Source organism: Pseudomonas sp. S9 (assembly GCF_000222125.1).
Classification (GTDB): domain Bacteria; phylum Pseudomonadota; class Gammaproteobacteria; order Pseudomonadales; family Pseudomonadaceae; genus Aquipseudomonas; species Aquipseudomonas segetis.
Genome location: NZ_AFFX01000006.1, coordinates 1 through 20725 on the forward strand (window position 1 = coordinate 1; position 20725 = coordinate 20725).

Genomic DNA, 20725 nt, shown 5'->3' on the forward strand with positions numbered 1-20725 from the left:
ACACTCTGTGTTTAATTTACCGCATCTTTGAGGGACTTGCCCGGTTTAAAAGCAACAGTGTTGCTGGCTTTGATTTTTACTGGCTCACCGGTTTGTGGATTCTTACCAGTACGAGCACCACGATGGCGCTGTATGAAAGTACCAAAGCCAACCAAAGTCACACTGTCTTTACGGTTCAGCGCGCCAGTGATTTCTTCAAGTACGGCGTTGAGTACACGGTTTGCTTGATCCTTACTCAGATCAGCTTTTTCCGCGATTGCAGCGGCCAATTCTGGTTTACGCATAGTTGCCCCTTTGACGGTTTGTTTTTGTTGTGTCCGTGCTTCTCCATGAGCAGCGCCCAAGGCGCCGCAACAGCTCTGCGCTGCGGCAGACACAAGGAGAATGGCATGCGTTTACAAGCAGCGCCAGTACTGCTCGGCAGTTAAATCAAGCAATTTTGTGGCGTAACCGACAGATCGACTGCTATTTACGCCAACAGGGCTGGGAGGGCCTTATTTAGAGCCAACTTTTCTTGCACGGACGTACCGGTTAGCGCGTACCCCAAGAGCGCGCCAGAGGGGCCATGGCACAGCGCCTTAATATCAGAACCACTGCCTGCAACTGTCCACTCGCCGTGTTTACCCAGGGGCGGGGGTGATACCACCAGTGGGCACGCCGGGGTTTTAACCGTCACCGGCATGGCGCCGTAGCTGACAGCTGTCGGATTGCCAGCCAAGGTCTGTGCCAAGGCGCGTGCGCAGGTCATCAGTGGCATGACATAGAGCAGGTTAAGGCCATCAACTTCCGCGCAATCGCCCAATGCATAGATATTGGCGTGGGATGTCGCCAACTGGCGGTCGACCATTACCCCGCGATTGACCTGCAAGCCAGCGGCGGTAGCAAGTTCGGTTCGCGGACGCAGGCCAATGGCCGAAAGCACCAGGTCGCACTCAATCACAGTGCCATCGGATAAATGTGCCTCAAGCGCCGCAGCCTTATGGTTAAGGCTGGCCAGAACCGGCCCCAGGTGAAAGCGAGCGCCAAGGCCTTCAAGTGCTGTTTGCACGGCTGTAGCGGCAGCTGGATGCAACAGGCCCGGCATGACTTGCTCGCAAGGTGCGACCAATTCAACCTGGTAGCCGCCAAGCGTCAGGTCGTTGGCGAACTCACAGCCAATCAAGCCTACGCCCATTATCAACACCCGCTTCTTGCCCACCGAGGCGCCACGGAACCTGGCGTAATCCTCAAGATCGTTAATCGAGTAAATGGCGTCTTGCGCATCACCCTCAACCGGAACCCGAATCACCTGGGCGCCGCACGCCAACACCAGGTCACGGTAGGCGATGGCTTCCTCGCCGACCCACAATTGCTTGTGTCCGGCATCAATACCGGTAATACGGGTATGGGTGCGCACTTCAGCATTGAGCTGTTCTGCCATGGCACCAGGCTCGGCCATGCTCAAGCCATCGGCATCTTTGTTCTTGGCAAAGCCGGTCGACAGCATCGGCTTGGAGTAAGAGCGACCGTCATCGGCAGTAATCAGCAGTAGCGGCGTTTCGCTGTCGAGCTTGCGAAACTCACGGGCCAGGTTGTAACCGGCCAGCCCGGTACCGACGATAACTACAGGTGCGCTCATACGATATTTCCTTTGAGTTAATGCATACCCCGCGCATGCGCGTTGCTGCTTGAGAAGAGCCAATGGAGCGAAGATGCCATGTGCACTGATACAGCCAAGACACGGGGCAATACCAGACGACCATAACCAATTATCCTTCAGCCTCCAAATCAAACACATGGCGCTGAAAAGCCGCCATAAAAAAACGGCGACCTCATGGGTCACCGTTTGCTTTGCAGCACTGGCCAGCGCAGCCCCCATGCGGGGCTCCGCTGATAGTGGATCAACCGATCTCGATCATCTCGAAATCTGCCTTGCCTACGCCGCAGTCCGGGCATAGCCAGTCTTCCGGCACATCTTGCCACAGCGTTCCAGGCGCAATGCCTTCATCTGGCCAGCCCAGACGCTCATCGTAAATCAGACCACATACCACGCACTGCCACTTCTTCATGTCAACCTCAGGTGAATCTCAGGGCTATGCGCGGGAAACTACCGTAAATGCGCCAGTGCGCCAAGCGGTTGAGCGACGACTGCCCATTGCCACTGAGCCAATAAAAGCCCTGGACTGCCCGTCGAAAGACGGGCAGAACCCCTTCTAGATCAAGGCTTAGCCAGCTGCCAGCAGTGGATCGCTGATGGCCATACCGTACATCGCAATCAGCGTCAGGCTACCTGCCGCCAGGAGGTAATACAGGGTTGGCAGCATGGTTTTACGCAAGGTGATGCCTTCACGTCCCAGCAAGCCGACTGTGGCCGATGCTGCCACCACGTTGTGAATGGCAATCATGTTACCCGCCGCCGCTCCGACCGACTGTGCGGCAACCATCATCGCACCGGACACCCCAAGCAGGCCGGCAGCGTTGTACTGGAACTGCGACAGCATCAGGTTGGAAACGGTATTGGAGCCTGCGATAAAGGCACCCAGGCCACCAACGGCAGGCGCGAAAAACGGATAGATACCGCCTACGCTATCGGCTACAAACTGAGCCATTGCCACCGGCATGGACACCAGGTCTGAACCGTTGACGCCCGAGTTGATCAGGATACGCACCATCGGAATGGTGAAGATCAGCACGAAACCTGCCCCCAACAGCGTGCGGCTCGACTCACCGATAGCCGCCGCCATCTCCGACGCACGCATGCGATGCAGGAAGAAGGTCACCAGCACCACGATGCACAGAATGCCACCCGGCAGGAACAACGGCTGGATGGAGCCAGAAACACCGGTTTCACCGAGGATATCGCTCCAGCCAAAGCTGACCGCACTCAAGGCAGCCTTGAGTTCGGGAAACACCCGAGATGCAACCAGGAACACCGCCAGCAGCAGATAAGGCGCCCATGCCATTGGCACGGAAATCGGGGTCTTGCCCGCGATATCTTCGATTTTCATCTCGATCTTGCCCATCCACTCCGCCGGCCAATCTTTGGCATCGGCAAAGTCCCAGGTCTGCTTGGGCAGCAAGAAGCCGGCTTTGGCAGCTGGAATCACAATCGACAAGCCAACCAGCGCACCGATCATCGATGGGAACTCTGGCCCGAGGAAAACCCCGGCAGCCATGTACGGCAGAGAGAAGGCCAAACCGGTAAAGATCGCGAACGGAGCCATTTGCAGGCCTTCTTTCCACGATTGGTTCTTGCCGAAAAAGCGCGTCATGATCGCCAGCATGAACAGCGGCATCAGTATCCCGATCACGCCGTGCATGATCACCACGCGCGAGACGATCATCTGGAAGAAGATGTCCCAACTGCTGCCCACTGTCGCCAGTTGTGCAGTCATCCCGGTCTTGTCCAGGCCCCCGACAACACCCACCAGCATTGGTGTACCGACCGCACCGAAAGATACCGGTGTCGACTGCACCATCATGCCCAGCACCACCCCAGCCAATGCCGGGAAGCCCAGCGCAACCAGCAAAGGTGCAGCCACTGCAGCGGGTGTACCGAAGCCTGACGCACCCTCGATAAAGCAACCGAACAACCAGGCTACGATCAGCGCCTGCACCCTACGGTCCGGGCTGATGCCGGAAAAGCCGCGACGAATGGCACTGATGCCACCCGAATGCTTGAGGGTATTGAGCAACAGGATCGCGCCAAAGATGATCCACAGGATCGCAGCAGTCAGGATCAACCCCTGCAAGCTTGAGGCAACAACCCGGACCAGGGACATATCCCATGCGGTCAGGCCGATGATTGCGGTGAGGAAGAAGACCACGGGCATTGCATACTTGGCTGGCCAACGAAAGCCAATCAGTAATACGCCCGCAAGTATCAATGGCACAAAGGCCAATATGGACAACAGTGTTTGACTCATTAGCTTGGTTCCTTGTTCTTTTTGTGAACCGCATATTTTCCGGGTCTTGCCCGGCGCCACGCACTCAGTCCTGTGTGGTCTACGCAGGACTATGTGACGCCAACCCCAGCGTTTAGCCGAGGTCGGCGCCAATGCTCAAAAGCCCCGACAGCTAAAAGCGGTCGGGGCCGGGTATTACTTTTGTCGATCAGCCATGCTGCTGCTTGAAACGCAGTCGCCATGCATGCAGCAATGGTTCGGTATAGCCGCTCGGTTGCTCACGGCCCTTGAACACAAGATCACTCGCCGCCAGATACGCCGCGGACTGGGCAAAATCAGGCGCCATTGGCCGGTATAACGGGTCGCCCGCATTTTGCTGGTCAACCACCGCCGCCATGCGCTGCAAGCTTGCCTCGACCTGCTGCGGGCTGACGATACCGTGGCGCAGCCAGTTGGCGATGTGCTGGCTGGAAATACGCAAGGTGGCGGGATCCTCCATCAAGCCAACGTTGTGGATATCCGGGACTTTCGAACAACCAACGCCTTGTTCCACCCAGCGCACTACATAGCCCAGGATCCCTTGGCAGTTATTGTCCAGCTCTTGCTGGATATCACTGTCGCTCCAGCTTGGCGCAACGGCGACTGGCACTGTGAGCAAGTCCTTGAGCAGGCTGTCACGTTGTGCGCCAAGGTCGATCAGCTCCAACTCGCGCTGCACCGCTTGCACATCAACCTGGTGATAATGCAGGGCGTGCAATACCGCCGCGGTTGGCGAAGGCACCCAGGCGGTATTGGCGCCCGCTTTTGGGTGGCCGATCTTTTGCACCAGCATGTCGGCCATCAAGTCCGGCATTGCCCACATGCCTTTACCGATCTGCGCCTTGCCGCGCAGGCCACAGGCCAGGCCAACCAGCACATTGTTACGCTCGTAGGCTTGAATCCAGGGCGTCGATTTCATATCGCCCTTGCGCAACATGGGGCCGGCTTCCATTGCCGTGTGCATTTCATCACCGGTGCGATCCAGGAAACCGGTATTGATAAACGCCACACGTTCAGAGGCTGCAGCGATACAGGCCTTGAGGTTGGCGCTGGTACGGCGCTCCTCATCCATGATGCCCATCTTCAAGGTGTTCTTGGCCATGCCCAACAGCGTTTCGATACGGGCAAACAATTGATTGGCAAAGGCAACCTCGGCCGGACCATGCATTTTCGGCTTGACGATGTACACGCTGCCGGTACGGGAATTGCCCTTGCGTTGCAGGTCGTGCAAGGCAATCAGGCTGGTCATCACCCCGTCGAGTATGCCTTCCGGGATCTCGTTGCCTTCACCGTCGATAATTGCAGGATTGCTCATCAGGTGGCCAACGTTACGCACGAACATCAATGAACGACCATGCAATGTCAGTTCGGCGCCAGAGCCTGTCTGATATTGGCGATCGGGATTGAACCGACGAACAATCTGCTTGCCGCCCTTCTACAGGGTTTCAGTCAGGTCACCTTTCATCAAGCCGAGCCAGTTGCGGTAGATCACCACCTTGTCGTCGGCGTCGACAGCCGCGACCGAGTCTTCGCAATCGAGAATCGTCGAGAGCGCCGCCTCGATCAGCAGATCCTTGACGCCTGCGGCATCGGTCTTGCCAATTGGGCTGCTCGGGTCGATTTGAATCTCAATGTGCAAGCCATGGTTTTTCAGCAAGACCGCACTGGGCGTATCGGCCGGACCTTGCAAGCCAAAAAAATGCTCGGGGGCTTTCAAGCCAAAAAACTGCTCGGGGGCTTTCAAGCCAACAGTTGCGCCGTCTTGCAAGGCAACCTGCAACTGACCCTCGACCACGCTGTAGCGCACCGAGTCGGCATGGGAGCCACTGGCCAATGGCGCAGCCTGGTCCAGCACATTGCGGGCAAAGGCAATGACCTTGGCGCCGCGCACTTCGTTATAGCCCGGCCCTTTGCTGGCGCCATCGGCCTCGGAGATGGCATCGGTGCCATAAAGCGCATCGTACAGCGAGCCCCAGCGGGCGTTGGCGGCGTTCAAGGCATAGCGCGCATTCATTCCCGGCACCACCAGTTGCGGGCCAGCCTGGCTGCTTATTTCAGTATCGACATTGCTGGTGCTGACGCTGACCGCTTCGGGCTGCGGCAAGAGGTAGCCAATGGACTCCAGAAATTTGCGATACGCAGGCATGTCGCTGACAGGCCCGGGATTGGCACGGTGCCAGTTGTCCAGTTCGACCTGCAGGCGGTCACGCTCAGCTAAAAGCTGACGATTAAGCGGGGCCAGGTCTTGCACCAGCGCATCAAAACCAGCCCAGAAAGCCTTGGGTTCAATCCCGGTGCCCGGCAGTACTTCTTCATCGACAAAACGTTGCAGGTTGGCAGCTACTTGCAGGCGCTGATTAGTCATCTTCACATCTCCATTAATTGCGGTAGGCCGGCAAGCCACTCAATTCAGGCTTTGTACGCCCGCTTTAGCCACTTGTGCATCCTGTTCGGCTTTCACCCCGGAAACCCCGATTGCGCCAACCACCTGGCCATCAATGATCACCGGAACACCACCTTCCAGTGAGGTCAGCAGCGGAGCCGACAGAAATGCATTGCGCCCACCATTGACCATATCTTCATAACCCTTTGACTCACGACGTCCCAGCGCAGAGGTGCGCGCTTTTTCAGTGGCGATATAGGCACCAATCGGCGCGCAGCCATCAAGGCGTTCCAGGGCCAGTGGATGACCACCGTTATCCACCACGGCAATGCTCACCGCCCACTGGTTTTGCTGGGCCTCGCTACGCGCTGCGGCAATGATCCGGTTGACTTCCTGCTGGCTCAAAATTGCTTTGGTTTGCATGACATAGATCCTAATTAAGGGCTTCTTCGACCAGCTCGATCCAGTGTCTTACTGGCGTGCGTCCTGCACCATCCAAGTGGGTCTGGCAGCCGATATTGGCGGTGACAATGACCTCGGGCTTACCGCTCTCGAGGGCGTTCATCTTGTTGTCGCGCAGCTGCTTCGACAGTTGCGGCTGAGTCAATGAATAAGTGCCTGCCGAGCCACAGCAAAGGTGACTGTCCGGCACGCTGGTGAGGTTGAAACCAATACGCCCGAGCACCGCTTCAACCGCGCCGCCGAGCTTTTGTGCATGCTGCAAGGTGCAGGGGCAATGAAATGCCAGGCGCTTGTCCGAATCAGCGCCGAGGCTTTCAACCGGCTCATCGCGCAACACCTCGACCAAGTCCTTGGTCAGGGCGCTGACCCGCGCGGCTTTGCTCGCGTAGACAGGGTCGTGCCTGAGCATATGGCCGTAGTCCTTGACGAATGCACCGCAACCGCTGGCGGTTGGCCCTATCGCTTCGGCACCCGCTTCCAGCGCTGGCAGCCAGGCATCGATATTGCGCCGGGGGCGCTAAAGACCGGCATCCTGCGCATTGAGGTGGCAGTCCACCGCGCCACAGCAACCGGCTTGTTGAATCGGCTTGACGCTAATGCCCAACTTATCCAGCACGCGCGCCGCCGCAGCATTGGTGTTGGGCGACAGGCCCGGCTGCACGCAGCCTTCGAGCATCAGCACCTGGCGCGCATGGGTAACCGCAGGCCGGGCCTTGGCCGGGCGAACGGTTCGCGGCAACTTGCTTTTCAAGGTCTGCGGCAGCAGCGGACGAAACACCTGCCCCACCTGAGTCAGGGATTTAAACAGTGTCGGGCGCGGCGTCAGCAAGCGCAGGCCTTCACGCAAGATGCGATCGCTGGCTGGGCGCGGCACGGCGGCATCCACCACGGCGCGGCCGATATCGAGCAGGTTGTGATAATCAACGCCTGAAGGACAGGTGGTTTCACAATTGCGGCAGGTCAGGCAGCGATCCAGGTGCTGCTGGGTTTTGGCCGTGACTTCATGGCCTTCGAGCACTTGCTTGATCAAATAGATGCGCCCGCGCGGGCCGTCCAGTTCGTCACCCAACAACTGGTAAGTCGGGCAGGTCGCATTGCAAAAACCGCAATGCACGCACGAGCGCAGAATGCTCTCGGCTTCTTCGGCACGCGGCAGACGCTTGGCTTGTTCGCTTAAATTGGTCTGCACGGCTTAAACCTCGGGGTACATGCGGCCAGGATTGAAGATCCCTTGCGGGTCCAACTGGGCCTTGAGCTGACGGTGATAACGCTGCAGTGGTGCACTCAGCGGCGGCATCGGGCTGTCGCACCCGCCTGGGGTGAAACAGGTGGCGTGGCCGCCAACTTCGCTGACGATCCGGCGGATGGTCTGGGCATCGCTATCGGACTTGAGCCAGCGCTGCGCCCCGCCCCAATCGATCAGCTGTTCGCCCGGCAGCGCCAATACGCCGGTGTTGTTCGGTACCGAGATACGCCACAGCGGCGTTTCGCTGCGGAAAAAATGCAATTGATGCTCATTGAGTTGCTGCCAGTAATCGCCATCGAGCAACTCGCAGCTCAAACGTTCACGGGCCGAGGCGACAGAACCCTCGCCGCCTTCAAGACGCAGGTGCAGCGCATTGTCGTGATAGCTGGCAGCGCTGATCGGAATAGGCTGCTGGCCCCACTCCGCCAGGTTTTTCAGGGCCGTCTCGACATCGACCTCAAAGCGCAGGCTGACACATTCACGGGGCTTGGGCAGGACCTTGAGCGACACCTCGGTGACCAGCCCAAGGCAACCAAGACTGCCGGCCATCAAGCGCGAAACATCGTAACCGGCGACGTTTTTCATCACTTCGCCGCCAAAGCGCAGGTGCTTGCCAAAACCGGTGATGACCCGAGTGCCCAGCACCAAATCACGTACCGCACCCGACCAGGGCCTGCGCGGCCCGGACAAACCGGCAGCGAGCATGCCGCCAACGGTTGCATCTTCGGCAAAATGGGGAGGTTCGCAGGTCAGCATCTGCCCGGCTTCGTCCAGCGCTGCTTGCAAATCAACCAGCGGCGTACCTGCGCGTGCGGTAATTACAAGCTCGGTTGGGTCGTAGCTGACAATGCCACAATGGACCCGGGTATCGAGCACTTCACCTTCGACCTTGCGGCCGAGAAATGCCTTGCTGTTACCGCCCTGAATACGCAGTTTGGTGCCGCTATTGAGGGCCTGATTCACTTGTTCTAGCAGCGCCTTGCTGGCGTCTGCATCATGGCGCACAACCATCAGAAACGCTCCAGTTCAGGGAATGGCAACTGACCGTGATGCACGTGCATCGAGCCGAACTCATCGCAGCGGTGCAAGGTAGGAATGTTCTTGCCCGTATTGAGAAAGCCACTGGGGTCAAATGCTGCTTTCACCGCATGGAACAGGGTGAGCTCATCGCTGTTGAACTGCGAACACATCTGGTTGATCTTTTCACGGCCAACCCCGTGTTCGCCGGTGATGCTGCCACCGACTTTCACGCACAGCTCTAGAATCTTGCCGCCCAGGGCTTCGGCGCGCTCAAGCTCCCCCGGCTGGTTGGCATCGAACAGTATCAGCGGGTGAATGTTGCCATCACCGGCGTGGAATACGTTGGCCACCCGCAGGCCGTATTCCTCGGAGAAATCGGCAATGCCCTTGAGCACGCCAGGCAATTCGCGGCGTGGAATGGTGCCGTCCATGCAGTAATAATCCGGCGAAATACGCCCCACCGCCGGGAATGCATTCTTGCGCCCGGCCCAGAACCTGACGCGCTCTGCTTCGTCACGGGCCAGACGCACCTCGGTTGCACCTGCGGCTTCAAGCACTTGCCTGACCCGTTCGCAATCGGCGTGAACATCGGCCTCTACACCATCGAGCTCACACAGCAGAATGGCCTCGGCATCCACCGGATAACCGGCGTGAATAAAGTCTTCGGCGGCGCGAATCGCCAGGTTGTCCATCATTTCCAGGCCACCGGGAATAATCCCCGCGGCAATGATGTCGCCCACGGCGCGCCCGGCCTTCTCGACCGAGTCGAAGCTGGCCAGCAAGACCTTGGCCACCTGCGGCTTGGGCAGGAGCTTGACCGTCACTTCGGTGACAATCCCGAGCATGCTTTCAGAGCCGGTAAACAGCGCCAGCAAATCAAAGCCGGGCGAGTCCAGCGCATCGCTGCCCAGCGTCATCCGCTCGCCCCCGACGGCAAGGATTTCAACCTTGAGCAGGTTTAGGCACGTCAGGCCTTATTTAAGGCAATGCACGCCACCGGCGTTTTCAGCGACGTTGCCACCAATCGAACAGGCAATTTGCGAGGATGGGTCCGGTGCGTAATACAACTCATAGGGCGCGGCGGCTTGCGAGATCGCCAGGTTACGCACACCCGGTTGCACACGAGCGAAGCGCCCGGCAGGGTCGATTTCGAGGATTTTATTGAAACGTGCCATGACCAGCAAAATCCCCTGCTCCAAAGGCAGGGCGCCGCCTGACAAACCGGTGCCGGCACCGCGCGCAACGACAGGAACCTGGCGCTGGTGACAGATTTTCAGCAGGGTTTCGACTTGCCCGATATGCTCAGGCAGCACCACCATCATCGGCGTGGTGCGGTACATCGACAGGCCATCGCACTCGTATGGCTTTAGGTCTTCTTCAGTATGCAGCACATCAAGGTCGGGCAGGCGCGCTTGCAGTTCACTCAATAGCGCGGCCTTATCAACTTTAGGCAGCACGCCATCGACTCGCTCGTCGTAAACAATGCTCATGGCAGGCTCATTTCAACAGCAGCGTTATTTTTATTGCCCATGCAAAACATGCACAGGCTAGTTATGCCGCCTATGTTTAAGCTGCCAGCGATCGAGCGTCTAGCACCGGAACAACTGGTACGACCAGTTTTTAAGCAATAGGTCTTATTGATACCTTGCTATAAAGCCCGCAATCATTGGCAACTCGGTTTATATTGATTGACCCTTGAACAACAATTAAAAACTGGTCCTACCAGTTGAAAAGGTACCCAATGTCAGGAGAAATCACCCCGGCACGACGTCAGGTCTGCGATGTGGTCGCCGAGCGAATTGAACGCCTTATCGTCGATGGCGTACTCAAGGTTGGCCAACCGCTGCCCTCGGAGCGGCGCTTGTGCGAGAAGCTCGGTATCTCTCGCTCGGCCCTGCGTGAAGGGCTGAAAGTATTGCGCGGGCGCGGCATCATCGACACGGCTCAAGGTCGCAACTCACGGGTGGCGCAGCTTACCGGCACCCGTGATGCCAGCCCCTTGATGCACCTGTTCAGCTCACAACCGCGTACCTTGTTCGATCTGCTGGAAGTGCGCGGCCTGCTGGAGGCGGAATCAGCGCGACTGGCCGCTCTGCGCGGCACCGACGCGGATTTTGTGCTGTTGACCCGGCGCTATGAGGAAATGCTTGCCGCCCATAGCGACACACGCGAAATTGATGCCCGTGAACATGCACGACTCGACCATGCGTTCCACCTGGCCATTTGCGAGGCATCGCATAACCCGGTGCTGCTGCACACCCTGCAATCACTGACTGACCTGATGCTTAACTCGGTGTTTGCCTCGGTCAACAACCTTTATCACCGGCCGCTGCAAAAGCGCCAGATCGACCGCCAGCATTCACGGCTGTATCACGCCGTGATCGAGCGCTTGCCGGAACAGGCACAACGCGCCGCGCGCGAACACATACATAGCATCCGTGACAATCTCAAAGACATCGAGCTTGAAGAGCAACGCCTGGTGCGGGCGACCATGCGCCTCGAAGGCTGGGCATGAGTTACAAACCACTGCGCTCGCTACATTGTTCAGAGGTTGACGGTGTGCGTGATAAACTCGCGCACCTCCAAAGCACTCAAGACCCAACCCCGTGCCGATCAATCTTGTGCCCCAGGCTGCGCTAGCCCATCCACCGCGCTGGTTTACCGCCAGCCAGCTACAGCCCTCGCCGAGCATCCAGGTGCACGATTGGCTGTTTGTTAACCAGGATTCGCTGACTCAAAGGTTGATCGGCCTGTCTGCCGATCATTTCAGCGTGACGCCCATCAGCGAAGGCTGGCAGCGCATGCGCCATGATGAGTGCGCAGCCCTGGGCGTTGCAGATGGCAGCCAGGGCTGGGTGCGCGAAGTGTATTTGCGTGGCCATGGCGAACCCTGGGTGTTCGCCCGCAGCGTAAGCCCGCGCAGCGCGCTCGAAGGCTCAGGGCTGGCGCTGGCACAACTCGGCACGCGCTCACTCGGCGAATTGCTGTTCAGTGAACATGCGTTTGATCGCGGAGAACTGCAAGCCTGCCATTATCCAGCGGCCTGCGTGCCCGCCGAGGTACGCGCACAGCGCCCGTGGGCGCGGCGCTCGTGCTTTAGCCGGGGCAAACTGGCGATTCTGGTCGCGGAAGTATTCTTGCCTGCATTCTGGGCTGCCGCGCAGGTCGATCAGCCCTGAACCGCGATCACCTGACTTCAATGCTCGGGATCGCCATCTGATTCGCACTGCCCGCCTCCGTCATGCAGCAGCCAGGGCTGCGGTTGGCAATCCATACCCTGTGCGCTAGCTTTCACAGGTTCTGCATCTGTGTCGGGCATTTGCTCGCACTGTCCGTATAATCCGCGCAACTGCCACGGAGAAAGCGCTCGATGTATAGCCGCCTGCTGCAATCACTCAATCGCCTGCACCCGCGCTGCTGGGACTTTATTCAACTCACGCGCATGGACAAGCCCATCGGCATCTATTTGCTGCTCTGGCCAACCCTGTGGGCGCTGTGGGTCGCAGCTGAAGGCATGCCGAGCCTGAAGAACCTGTTTATCTTCGTATTCGGCGTGATACTGATGCGCGCCGCCGGCTGCGTTATCAATGATTATGCCGATCGCAACTTCGACGGGCACGTCAAACGCACCAAGCAACGACCATTGGCCAGCGGCAAGATCAGTCCACGCGAGGCATTGATCTTCTTTGCCATATTGGTGGCGCTGAGTTTCATCCTGGTGCTGTTCACCAACCCGGCGACCATCTGGCTGTCATTTGGTGGCGTTGCACTGGCGGCGTGCTACCCCTTTATGAAGCGCTACACCTTTTATCCACAGGTGGTGCTGGGCGCGGCGTTCTCCTGGGGCATGCCGATGGCGTTCACCGCAGAAACCGGCCAGGTTCCACCCGAAGCCTGGCTGCTGTATATCGCCAACCTGCTGTGGACAGTCGCCTACGACACCTATTACGCCATGGCCGACCGCGAGGACGATTTAAAGATCGGGGTCAATTCTACGGCCATTCTGTTTGGTGAAGCCGATCGCATCATCATTGCCACACTGCAGGGCCTGGCCCTGTTGTGCCTGCTCATGGCCGCTGCGCGTTTCGAGCTGGGAATCTGTTTCCACCTGGGCTTGTTGGTCGCTGCGGGCTGTTTTGCCTGGGAGTTCTGGAGCACGCGCGAGCGCGAACCCATGGCCTGCTTCCAGGCGTTTTTGCATAACCACTGGGCCGGACTGGCCATTTTTATTGGCCTGGTCGCCGATTACGCGCTGCGCGCGGCACCAGTAGCGGCCTGACGAAAGCCCTTTGCAGCGCTGATTTATCGGCGCGCTGCGTTTTTCTGTCATATGACTGCAATAATTCCGTTATCTAATGCAGCGCATGACAGTTGAACCTACCGAGGCGGGAACCATGGTTGGCAAGAATATCCTGATCGTCGATGACGAAGCTCCAATCCGCGAAATGATTGCGGTCGCTCTGGAGATGGCGGGCTATGAATGCCTGGAAGCTGAAAATACCCAACAAGCCCACAGCATCATCGTTGACCGTAAGCCCGATTTGATTCTGCTCGACTGGATGCTGCCGGGCACATCAGGCATAGAAATGGCGCGGCGCCTCAAGCGTGACGAGATGACCGGGGATATTCCGATCATCATGCTCACCGCCAAGGGCGAGGAAGACAACAAGATCCAGGGCCTGGAAGTTGGCGCGGATGACTACATCACCAAGCCGTTTTCGCCGCGAGAGCTGGTTGCGCGGCTCAAGGCCGTGTTGCGCCGTGCAGGACCAAGTGACAGTGAAGGCCCTATCGAAATTGGTGGCCTGCTGCTCGATCCGGTCAGCCACCGGGTGACCATCGATGGCAAACCGGCGGAAATGGGCCCGACCGAATACCGCTTGCTACAGTTCTTCATGACCCACCAGGAACGCGCCTACACCCGTGGCCAACTGCTCGACCAGGTTTGGGGCGGCAACGTCTACGTGGAAGAGCGCACGGTCGACGTGCATATCCGGCGCCTGCGCAAAGCACTGGGCGAGGTCTACGAAAATCTAGTACAAACCGTGCGCGGCACCGGATATCGTTTCTCCACCAAAAGCTGAACCTGGCTGAATTGATCAACCCACATCGCCTTCGTTATCGGCGATACGCAAAAGGATTGCTTGGCGGATGAGCCTTAGGTGAATAGAAACTGGCATGGCGCAGTGTTGCGCCGCCTCCTGTTACTGGTCAGTGCATGCTTGCTGGTCGGCTTGGTGACTGGCGAATACGCCTGGGCCCTGGTCATTGGCCTAGCCGGTCATCTGGGTTGGACATTGAGCCAGTTGCTGCGCCTGCACAAATGGCTGCAAGAGCACAAACCTGAAGAGCCGCCGCCAGACGGCTACGGCATGTGGGGCGAAGTCTTCGACAGTATTTATCACCTGCAACGCCGCGACCAGAAAGTGCGTGGTCGCCTGCAAGCGGTCATCGACCGGGTCCAGGAGTCAACCGCGGCCCTCAAGGATGCGGTGATCATGCTCGACAGCCAGGGCAACCTGGATTGGTGGAACATCGCCGCCGAGACGCTGCTGGGCCTTAAAACCCCCCAGGACAGCGGCCAGCCCATCACCAACCTGGTGCGCGACCCACGCTTTAAGGAATACTTCGAGAGCAACAACTTCCATGACCCGCTTGATTTGCCGTCACCCCTGACCGATCGACGCCGGCTACAGATCCAGATCACCCGTTACGGTAATCACGAACACCTGCTGCTGGTACGCGATGTGACCCGCCTGTACCAGCTCGAACAAATGCGCAAAGACTTCGTGGCCAATGTTTCCCATGAGCTGCGCACCCCGTTGACCGTGATCGCCGGTTATCTGGAAACCATGCTCGACAATGTCGAAGCGGTAAACCCGCGCTGGACCCGGGCGCTGAAGCAGATGCAGGAGCAAGGCGGGCGTATGCAGAACCTGCTCAATGACCTGCTGCTCTTGGCCAAGCTGGAGGCCACTGACTATCCATCGGATAATCACCCGGTCGATATTGAGCTGATGCTGCAATCGATAAAAAGCGATGCCCAGGCCCTTTCAGGCGAAAAAAACCACCAGATTACGCTGCAAGTGGAACCGCAACTGAAGCTCAAGGGCAGCGAGGCCGAACTGCGCAGCGCATTCTCCAACCTGGTGTTCAATGCGGTGAAATACACCCCCGGACAAGGCCAGATCCATATCCGCTGGTGGGGCGATGCCAGCGGCGCCCATTTATCGGTGCAGGACACCGGCCCGGGCATTGAAGCCAAGCATCTGCCGCGCCTGACCGAGCGCTTTTATCGCGTGGACTCCAGTCGCGCCAGCAGCACCGGCGGAACCGGACTGGGCCTGGCCATCGTCAAGCACGTACTGCTGCGTCACCGCGCCCTGCTTGATATCAAGAGCACTCAAGGCCAGGGCAGTACCTTCACCTGCAATTTCCCGCCCATGCAGGTGGTGCGCCCACGTCCCTAGCGCCGCGCGTTCGAGCCTGGATCTTAATAGCAGCGGTAAACCGCAACGCAATTTAGTCTGATACCAGGCTTGCAAAGCGAACCATCTGCCCCCAACCTTTAGCGGTCATTAGCTATCTGAATCCTGTATGGACCCCTCGACTGGTTACTCTGCTGCAAGCTACTTTGCCGACTTCGGCCTCATTTTGTTCGCTCTGTTTCTGGTTCTGCTTAACGGCTTCTTCGTTGCCGCAGAATTTGCCATGGTCAAACTGCGCTCGACCAAGGTTGAAACACTCGCCGCCAGGAATGGATGGCGCGGGCATATCCTGCGCACCGTCCACAATCAACTAGACGCCTACCTATCGGCCTGCCAATTGGGCATTACCCTAGCCTCGCTGGGCCTTGGCTGGGTCGGTGAGCCAGCATTCGCACAGGTGCTCGAACCCTTGCTCGCAAGCCTGGGCATAGACTCACCCAAACTGGTGAGTGGCATCGCCTTTTTCAGCGCTTTCTTCATTATTTCCTACCTGCATATCGTCATCGGCGAGCTGGCGCCAAAATCATGGGCAATTCGTAAGCCAGAGCTGCTGTCGCTATGGACTGCCGGGCCGCTGTACCTGTTCTACTGGGCGATGTATCCGGCGATCTTCCTGCTTAATGCCAGTGCCAACGCGATTTTGCGCATTGCAGGCCAGGGTGAGCCTGGCGCACATCACGAACACCATTACAGCCGCGACGAGCTCAAGTTGATCTTGCACTCGAGCCGCGCTCGCGACCCGAGCGATCAGGACATGCGCGTGCTGGCCTCGGCCGTTGAGCTTGGCGAACTGGAGGTGGTCGACTGGGCCAACTCCCGTGAAGACCTGGTCTACATCGACCTGCATGCGCCGCTGGATGAAGTTTTCAGCGTATTCCGCCGCCACAAGTACAGCCGCTTCCCGATCTACGATGAAACCCAGGGCGAGTTTGTCGGCGTGCTGCACATCAAGGACCTGCTGCTGCATTTGTCGTTGCTGGAGATGCTGCCTTCGGCACTGAAGATTGGCGACCTGATGCACCCGCTGGAACGGGTCAGTCGCCATATGCCCCTGTCCGACCTGCTGGAGCAGTTCCGCATGGGCGGCTCGCACTTCGCCCTGGTTGAAGAAGCAGACGGCAAGGTGATTGGTTACCTGACCATGGAAGACGTACTCGAAGCCCTGGTTGGCGACATTCAGGATGAACATCGCAAGACCGAGCGCGGCATCCTCGCCTACCAGCCAGGCAAACTGCTGGTACGCGGCGATACGCCCCTGTTCAAGGTCGAGCGACTGCTTAATATCGACCTCGACCATATCGAGGCCGAGACCCTGGCCGGGCTGATCTACGAAACGCTCAAGCGCATGCCCGAGGAAGAGGAAGTGCTCGAAGTCGAAGGCCTGCGCATCATCGTCAAGAAGATGAAAGGGCCAAAGATAGTGCTGGCCAAAGTGGTCAAGCTGGACTGAGCGGTTGATTGGCCGCAGTCCAGCCCGCCAACCACTCGCGTCACAACCCGCAATCAAACCAAGCACACCCCAAAGCACCACTTATGGCGCTTTGGGGTATACATAGATTGAAGCTCGGCATGCTTGGTTGCCTGCGAGGCTAGCTAATCGCCGCCCACGGCAAAGTTCGGCAGGGTATTGACTGGCTGCGAGAAGTCGAAAGGAATCGACTCCAGGGCCAGGCCGACATTGCGCTGGATCACAAAGTGCAAGTGCGGGCCGGTGCTATTGCCGGTATTACCCGAGAGCGCCAGCGGTGTGCCAACCTTGACGTGCGTACCTTCGGCAACCTTGACCGAGCCTTTCATCAAGTGCAGGTACACGCCCATGGTGCCGTCCTTGTGCAGCACCCGAACGAAGTTGCCGGCCGGGTTGTTGCCACGCCCGCTCTGCTGGTTCTCGATCTTGACCACAACACCTGCGCGCGCCGCGACAATAGGCGTGCCTTCAGGCATGGCGATATCCAATGCATAGCGGCCTTTAGGCCCGAAGTGGCTGTACTTGCCGTTGGCCCCTTGGCTCAGGCTAAACGGGCCACCACGCCAAGGCAGCGGATACTTCTTTTGCGTCGGGATCAACCGTGGGTCGCCCATGGCGTAACGTAGCTTGGTTTTGTAGCGCACCGGCTTGCCGGCATCCAAGGGCGCCAGCGTGGCCAGGCGAATCTTGCTGCGCGGCGCCAGGATCCAGCTGATTGGCTTATCAGGCACACCAGCGGCGTTCTCGGCGTTGTTGATGCTCAGTTCGATCTGAACCGGCGCATAGAGGTCGTTGCGCACCAACAGGGTTTCACCGGCAGCATGCTTGAGGGTCTCCAGCTTTACCTCGCTGTCGAGGCTCTCAACCATACGGTCACGGAACACAAACACCTGCGCACCGGCGGCCTTTTGGTCGGTGTAGGTCACCACGCCATTGGCATCGGTGTACTTGTAGATTGTCACGGCCGCAGCATCAACGGCCACAGTCATAAAACTGAAGAGAAGTAGTAAGCGCCCTAGCATATCGTTCGGATCTTATATTTTTCAGTGTCCGGAATCGGCAGATTAGCAGCCACACAGACGTGGCACGAGATGCTTTGTCCAAAGATGTGCGCTGTATCTCTACCACAACCGACGACCGGTCGCCCAAAACCCCTGCAATAGAGCTTTCCATTGGACTTTGGTACTAGAGGTTTTATGGCCATGTGGGCCTAGACTGCGGGCCCTTAATTTATGGCCTGCCTGAGGATTTGCATGAATCGTGTTCGTCGCCCCGACCTACTGGACAAAGTAATGAGCGCGCAGGACGCCGCGCTGTTAATTGAGGACGGAATGACGGTCGGGATGAGCGGGTTTACCCGTGCAGGCGAAGCCAAGGCGGTGCCCCAGGCGCTGGCCGAGCCCGCCCGCATGCAGCCACTGCAAATTACCTTGATGACAGGTGCAAGCCTGGGCAACGATCTGGATAAACAGCTGACCGAGGCCGGTGTTCTGGCCCGGCGCATGCCATTCCAGGTCGACTCGACGCTGCGCAAGGCAATCAACGAGGGACAGGTGATGTTTATCGACCAGCATCTCTCGGAAACAGTCGAACAGTTGCGCAACCACCAACTCAAGTTACCCGACATCGCGGTAATTGAAGCGGTAGCCATCACCGAGCAAGGGCATATAGTGCCGACCACATCCGTGGGCAATTCAGCCAGTTTCGCGGTCTTTGCCAAGCGCATCATTGTCGAGATAAACATGGCGCACAACCCCAACCTGGAGGGGTTGCACGACATATACATCCCGACCTACCGGCCCACCCGCACCCCAATCCCACTGGTTGAGGTTGAACAGCGCATCGGCTCCAACGCAATCGTCATAGATCCGGCCAAGATTGCAGCCATTGTCATCACCAACCAGCCTGACTCTCCCTCGACGGTGCTGCCGCCGGATGCCGAAACCCAGGGCATCGCCGATCACCTGATCGATTTCTTCAAGGCTGAAGTCGACGCCGGGCGCATGACCAATGAACTGGGCCCATTGCAGGCAGGTATTGGCAGCATCGCCAAAGCAGTGAGGTGCGGGCTGATTGATTCGCCATTCGAGAACCTGAGCATGTATTCCGAAGTGCTGCAGGACTCGACATTCGACCTGATCGACGCAGGCAAGCTGCGCTTTGCCTCCGGCAGCTCGATCACCTTGTCTGGCCGACGCAATGCCGATGTATTCGACAACCTGGACAGGTACAAGCACAAGTTGGTCTTGCGCCCGCAGGAAATCTCCAACCACCCGGAAGTGGTTCGCCGCCTGGGCATCATCGGGATCAATACCGCCCTGGAGTTCGACATCTACGGCAACGTCAACTCGACCCACGTGGGCGGCACCAGGATGATGAACGGCATTGGCGGTTCAGGCGATTTTGCCCGCAATGCACACCTGGCGATTTTCGTTACCAAGTCGATTGCCAAAGCTGGCGCAATTTCCAGCGTGGTACCCATGGTCAGCCATGTCGACCATACCGAGCATGACGTCGATATTCTAGTGACCGAACAGGGGCTTGCCGATCTGCGCGGCCTGGCACCGCGTGAGCGCGCCCGCACAATCATTGAGAATTGCGTGCATCCGGATTTCCGTGCCCCGCTGCTCGACTATTTTGAGCGAGCCTGCGCCAAGGGCGGCCACACGCCGCACCTCCTGCGCGAAGCCATGAGCTGGCATATCAATCTGGAAGAATGCGGTCGTATGCTCGCCAGCTAGGCAAAGGCTGGCCAGCAAGCGCTATCAGCCGCCTGGAGTGAAATGCTTTTGCGCGGTGCCGCGGGCGATAAGGCGCGAAAGGTAATCCAGCTTTTGCGGGTCACTGTCGACAAAGCGCAAGGTCAGCAGCAACCATTCGCTGTCGGCCTTGGGCTCAAAGGCTGCAACCGCGTGCAAGTAGCCATTGAGCCGGGCAATCTCTGAGCTTTCGCCCTGCTCCAGGTCGAGCACGACGCTTTCCAGCACTTGCGGCAACAGTTGGCCGCGCTTGACCAGCAACTGTGCATCCTTGAGGCTCAGCGCCTTGATAACGCACGCCATGCTGCCACCTGGCAGGCGCAAACTACCCTGGCCCCGACCTGCAGGCGCCGCACTCGGCTTGGGGCTGGCAACCGGGGCTGGTGTTGCCACTGGTGTGCTTGGCGCAGCGGGCTTGAGCACCTCGGCCTTGCCGCCGGTCAACGCGGCGAGCGAGTCATTGGCAAAGGCATTGCTGGCAGGTTTCTGGTTCGGCGCGAATGCCTCAAGCTTGCCGGCGCGATGCAATGCTTTCTTGACCTTGGTGACCAATTGCTCATTGGAGAAGGGTTTACCGATGAAATCCGAAACGCCAGCCTGGATCGCCTGGACCACGTTTTCCTTGTCACCGCGACTGGTGACCATGATGAACGGCGTGGCCTTGAGGTTATCCTGCTCGCGGCACCAGGTGAGGAGTTCAAGCCCGGACATCTCCGGCATTTCCCAGTCGCAGAGGATCAGGTCGATGCTCTGCTTGTTCAACAATTGCAGCGCTTTACGACCGTTCACAGCCTCTTCGATCTGCACACCGGGAAAGTGATCGCGCAAACCTTTCTTGACCAGATCACGGATGAAGCTTGCATCATCAACAATCAGAACGCGGACTTTACTCATCTACCCCTCCCTATCTACCTCGACTAGCATAGTCCGGGAGAGTAGCTAAAGGCCAACAGACAATTGGCCTTGTGTGCGCCAG

General features: G+C 58.4%; 15 protein-coding genes and 3 pseudogenes. 7 read left to right on the top strand and 11 right to left on the bottom strand.

Features of this window, described 5'->3' with window-relative positions; all coding sequences use genetic code 11:
- Positions 1-11 precede the first annotated feature (11 nt).
- The 9 genes and pseudogenes from PSES9_RS0113405 to glcD all read right to left on the bottom strand — a co-directional run bounded on the left by PSES9_RS0113405 (position 12) and on the right by glcD (position 10524).
- Entirely contained in the window at positions 12-284 is a 273-nt protein-coding gene (locus tag PSES9_RS0113405) for an HU family DNA-binding protein (protein ID WP_010487690.1), read from the bottom strand.
- A gap of 185 nt (positions 285-469) precedes the next feature.
- A complete protein-coding gene (locus PSES9_RS0113410; RefSeq protein WP_010487691.1) occupies positions 470-1618 on the bottom strand; it encodes an NAD(P)/FAD-dependent oxidoreductase in 1149 nt (382 codons plus the stop codon).
- Positions 1619-1880: 262 nt separating this feature from the next.
- A complete protein-coding gene (locus tag PSES9_RS0113415) occupies positions 1881-2048 on the bottom strand; it encodes a rubredoxin (protein WP_010487692.1) in 168 nt (55 codons plus the stop codon).
- A gap of 156 nt (positions 2049-2204) precedes the next feature.
- Complete coding sequence (locus PSES9_RS0113420; protein WP_010487693.1) at positions 2205-3905, bottom strand: L-lactate permease; 1701 nt, start codon at positions 3903-3905, stop codon at positions 2205-2207.
- Between the two features lie 187 nt (positions 3906-4092).
- A pseudogene (locus PSES9_RS23560) lies at positions 4093-6288 on the bottom strand (malate synthase G).
- Positions 6289-6327: 39 nt separating this feature from the next.
- Entirely contained in the window at positions 6328-6729 is a 402-nt protein-coding gene (locus PSES9_RS0113430) for a heme-binding protein (RefSeq protein WP_010487694.1), read from the bottom strand.
- Positions 6730-6739: 10 nt separating this feature from the next.
- Positions 6740-7957: pseudogene (glcF, locus tag PSES9_RS23565) on the bottom strand (glycolate oxidase subunit GlcF).
- Positions 7958-7960: 3 nt separating this feature from the next.
- Complete coding sequence (gene glcE / locus PSES9_RS0113440; protein ID WP_010487697.1) at positions 7961-9025, bottom strand: glycolate oxidase subunit GlcE; 1065 nt, start codon at positions 9023-9025, stop codon at positions 7961-7963.
- Positions 9025-10524, bottom strand: a pseudogene (gene glcD / locus PSES9_RS23570) (glycolate oxidase subunit GlcD). Before glcD ends, glcE begins: the two are co-directional and overlap by 1 nt.
- 251 nt (positions 10525-10775) lie before the next feature.
- On the opposite strand from glcD, the gene glcC reads away from it, so the two are divergent.
- From glcC to PSES9_RS0113475, 6 genes are all read left to right on the top strand, one after another.
- On the top strand, positions 10776-11549 hold the full coding sequence (gene glcC / locus PSES9_RS0113450; RefSeq protein ID WP_010487698.1) for a transcriptional regulator GlcC: 774 nt from the start codon (positions 10776-10778) through the stop codon (positions 11547-11549).
- Between the two features lie 106 nt (positions 11550-11655).
- Positions 11656-12213 (top strand): chorismate--pyruvate lyase family protein, encoded by a 558-nt coding sequence (locus PSES9_RS0113455; RefSeq protein ID WP_029529547.1) that lies wholly within the window; start codon positions 11656-11658, stop codon positions 12211-12213.
- Positions 12214-12404: 191 nt separating this feature from the next.
- Positions 12405-13313, top strand: coding sequence for a 4-hydroxybenzoate octaprenyltransferase (gene ubiA, locus PSES9_RS0113460; protein ID WP_010487700.1), 909 nt, complete (start codon positions 12405-12407; stop codon positions 13311-13313).
- Positions 13314-13428: 115 nt separating this feature from the next.
- Positions 13429-14118 carry a phosphate regulon transcriptional regulator PhoB gene (phoB, locus tag PSES9_RS0113465; protein ID WP_010487701.1) on the top strand — a complete coding sequence of 230 codons (690 nt, stop codon included), beginning with the start codon at positions 13429-13431 and terminating at the stop codon, positions 14116-14118.
- Positions 14119-14196: 78 nt separating this feature from the next.
- Positions 14197-15504 (top strand): phosphate regulon sensor histidine kinase PhoR, encoded by a 1308-nt coding sequence (gene phoR, locus PSES9_RS0113470; protein WP_010487702.1) that lies wholly within the window; start codon positions 14197-14199, stop codon positions 15502-15504.
- A gap of 127 nt (positions 15505-15631) precedes the next feature.
- Positions 15632-16972, top strand: coding sequence for a hemolysin family protein (locus tag PSES9_RS0113475; RefSeq protein WP_010487703.1), 1341 nt, complete (start codon positions 15632-15634; stop codon positions 16970-16972).
- A gap of 143 nt (positions 16973-17115) precedes the next feature.
- Here PSES9_RS0113475 and PSES9_RS0113480 read toward each other — a convergent pair whose 3' ends face one another.
- On the bottom strand, positions 17116-18012 hold the full coding sequence (locus PSES9_RS0113480) for a peptidoglycan DD-metalloendopeptidase family protein (protein WP_010487704.1): 897 nt from the start codon (positions 18010-18012) through the stop codon (positions 17116-17118).
- Positions 18013-18237: 225 nt separating this feature from the next.
- Here PSES9_RS0113480 and PSES9_RS0113485 point away from each other — a divergent pair, with 225 nt between their 5' ends.
- Positions 18238-19731, top strand: a complete 1494-nt coding sequence (locus PSES9_RS0113485; protein ID WP_085987593.1) for an acetyl-CoA hydrolase/transferase family protein — start codon at positions 18238-18240, stop codon at positions 19729-19731.
- A gap of 24 nt (positions 19732-19755) precedes the next feature.
- Here PSES9_RS0113485 and PSES9_RS0113490 read toward each other — a convergent pair whose 3' ends face one another.
- The gene (locus PSES9_RS0113490) at positions 19756-20643 is read right to left on the bottom strand and encodes a response regulator (RefSeq protein ID WP_010487706.1); all 888 of its coding nucleotides are present in this window, start codon (positions 20641-20643) and stop codon (positions 19756-19758) included.
- Positions 20644-20725: the final 82 nt, after the last annotated feature.

Excerpts from the sequence above, each read along its gene's own strand:
- glcE (WP_010487697.1), bottom strand. The coding sequence starts at position 9,025 with ATGGTTGTGCGCCATGATGCAGACGCCAGCAAGGCGCTGCTAGAACAA.
- PSES9_RS0113430 (WP_010487694.1), bottom strand. The coding sequence starts at position 6,729 with ATGCAAACCAAAGCAATTTTGAGCCAGCAGGAAGTCAACCGGATCATT.
- ubiA (WP_010487700.1), top strand. The coding sequence starts at position 12,405 with ATGTATAGCCGCCTGCTGCAATCACTCAATCGCCTGCACCCGCGCTGC.
- PSES9_RS0113420 (WP_010487693.1), bottom strand. The coding sequence starts at position 3,905 with ATGAGTCAAACACTGTTGTCCATATTGGCCTTTGTGCCATTGATACTT.
- glcC (WP_010487698.1), top strand. The coding sequence starts at position 10,776 with ATGTCAGGAGAAATCACCCCGGCACGACGTCAGGTCTGCGATGTGGTC.
- PSES9_RS0113490 (WP_010487706.1), bottom strand. The coding sequence starts at position 20,643 with ATGAGTAAAGTCCGCGTTCTGATTGTTGATGATGCAAGCTTCATCCGT.
- PSES9_RS0113405 (WP_010487690.1), bottom strand. The coding sequence starts at position 284 with ATGCGTAAACCAGAATTGGCCGCTGCAATCGCGGAAAAAGCTGATCTG.
- PSES9_RS0113415 (WP_010487692.1), bottom strand. The coding sequence starts at position 2,048 with ATGAAGAAGTGGCAGTGCGTGGTATGTGGTCTGATTTACGATGAGCGT.
- PSES9_RS0113480 (WP_010487704.1), bottom strand. The coding sequence starts at position 18,012 with ATGCTAGGGCGCTTACTACTTCTCTTCAGTTTTATGACTGTGGCCGTT.
- PSES9_RS0113475 (WP_010487703.1), top strand. The coding sequence starts at position 15,632 with ATGGACCCCTCGACTGGTTACTCTGCTGCAAGCTACTTTGCCGACTTC.
- phoB (WP_010487701.1), top strand. The coding sequence starts at position 13,429 with ATGGTTGGCAAGAATATCCTGATCGTCGATGACGAAGCTCCAATCCGC.
- PSES9_RS0113410 (WP_010487691.1), bottom strand. The coding sequence starts at position 1,618 with ATGAGCGCACCTGTAGTTATCGTCGGTACCGGGCTGGCCGGTTACAAC.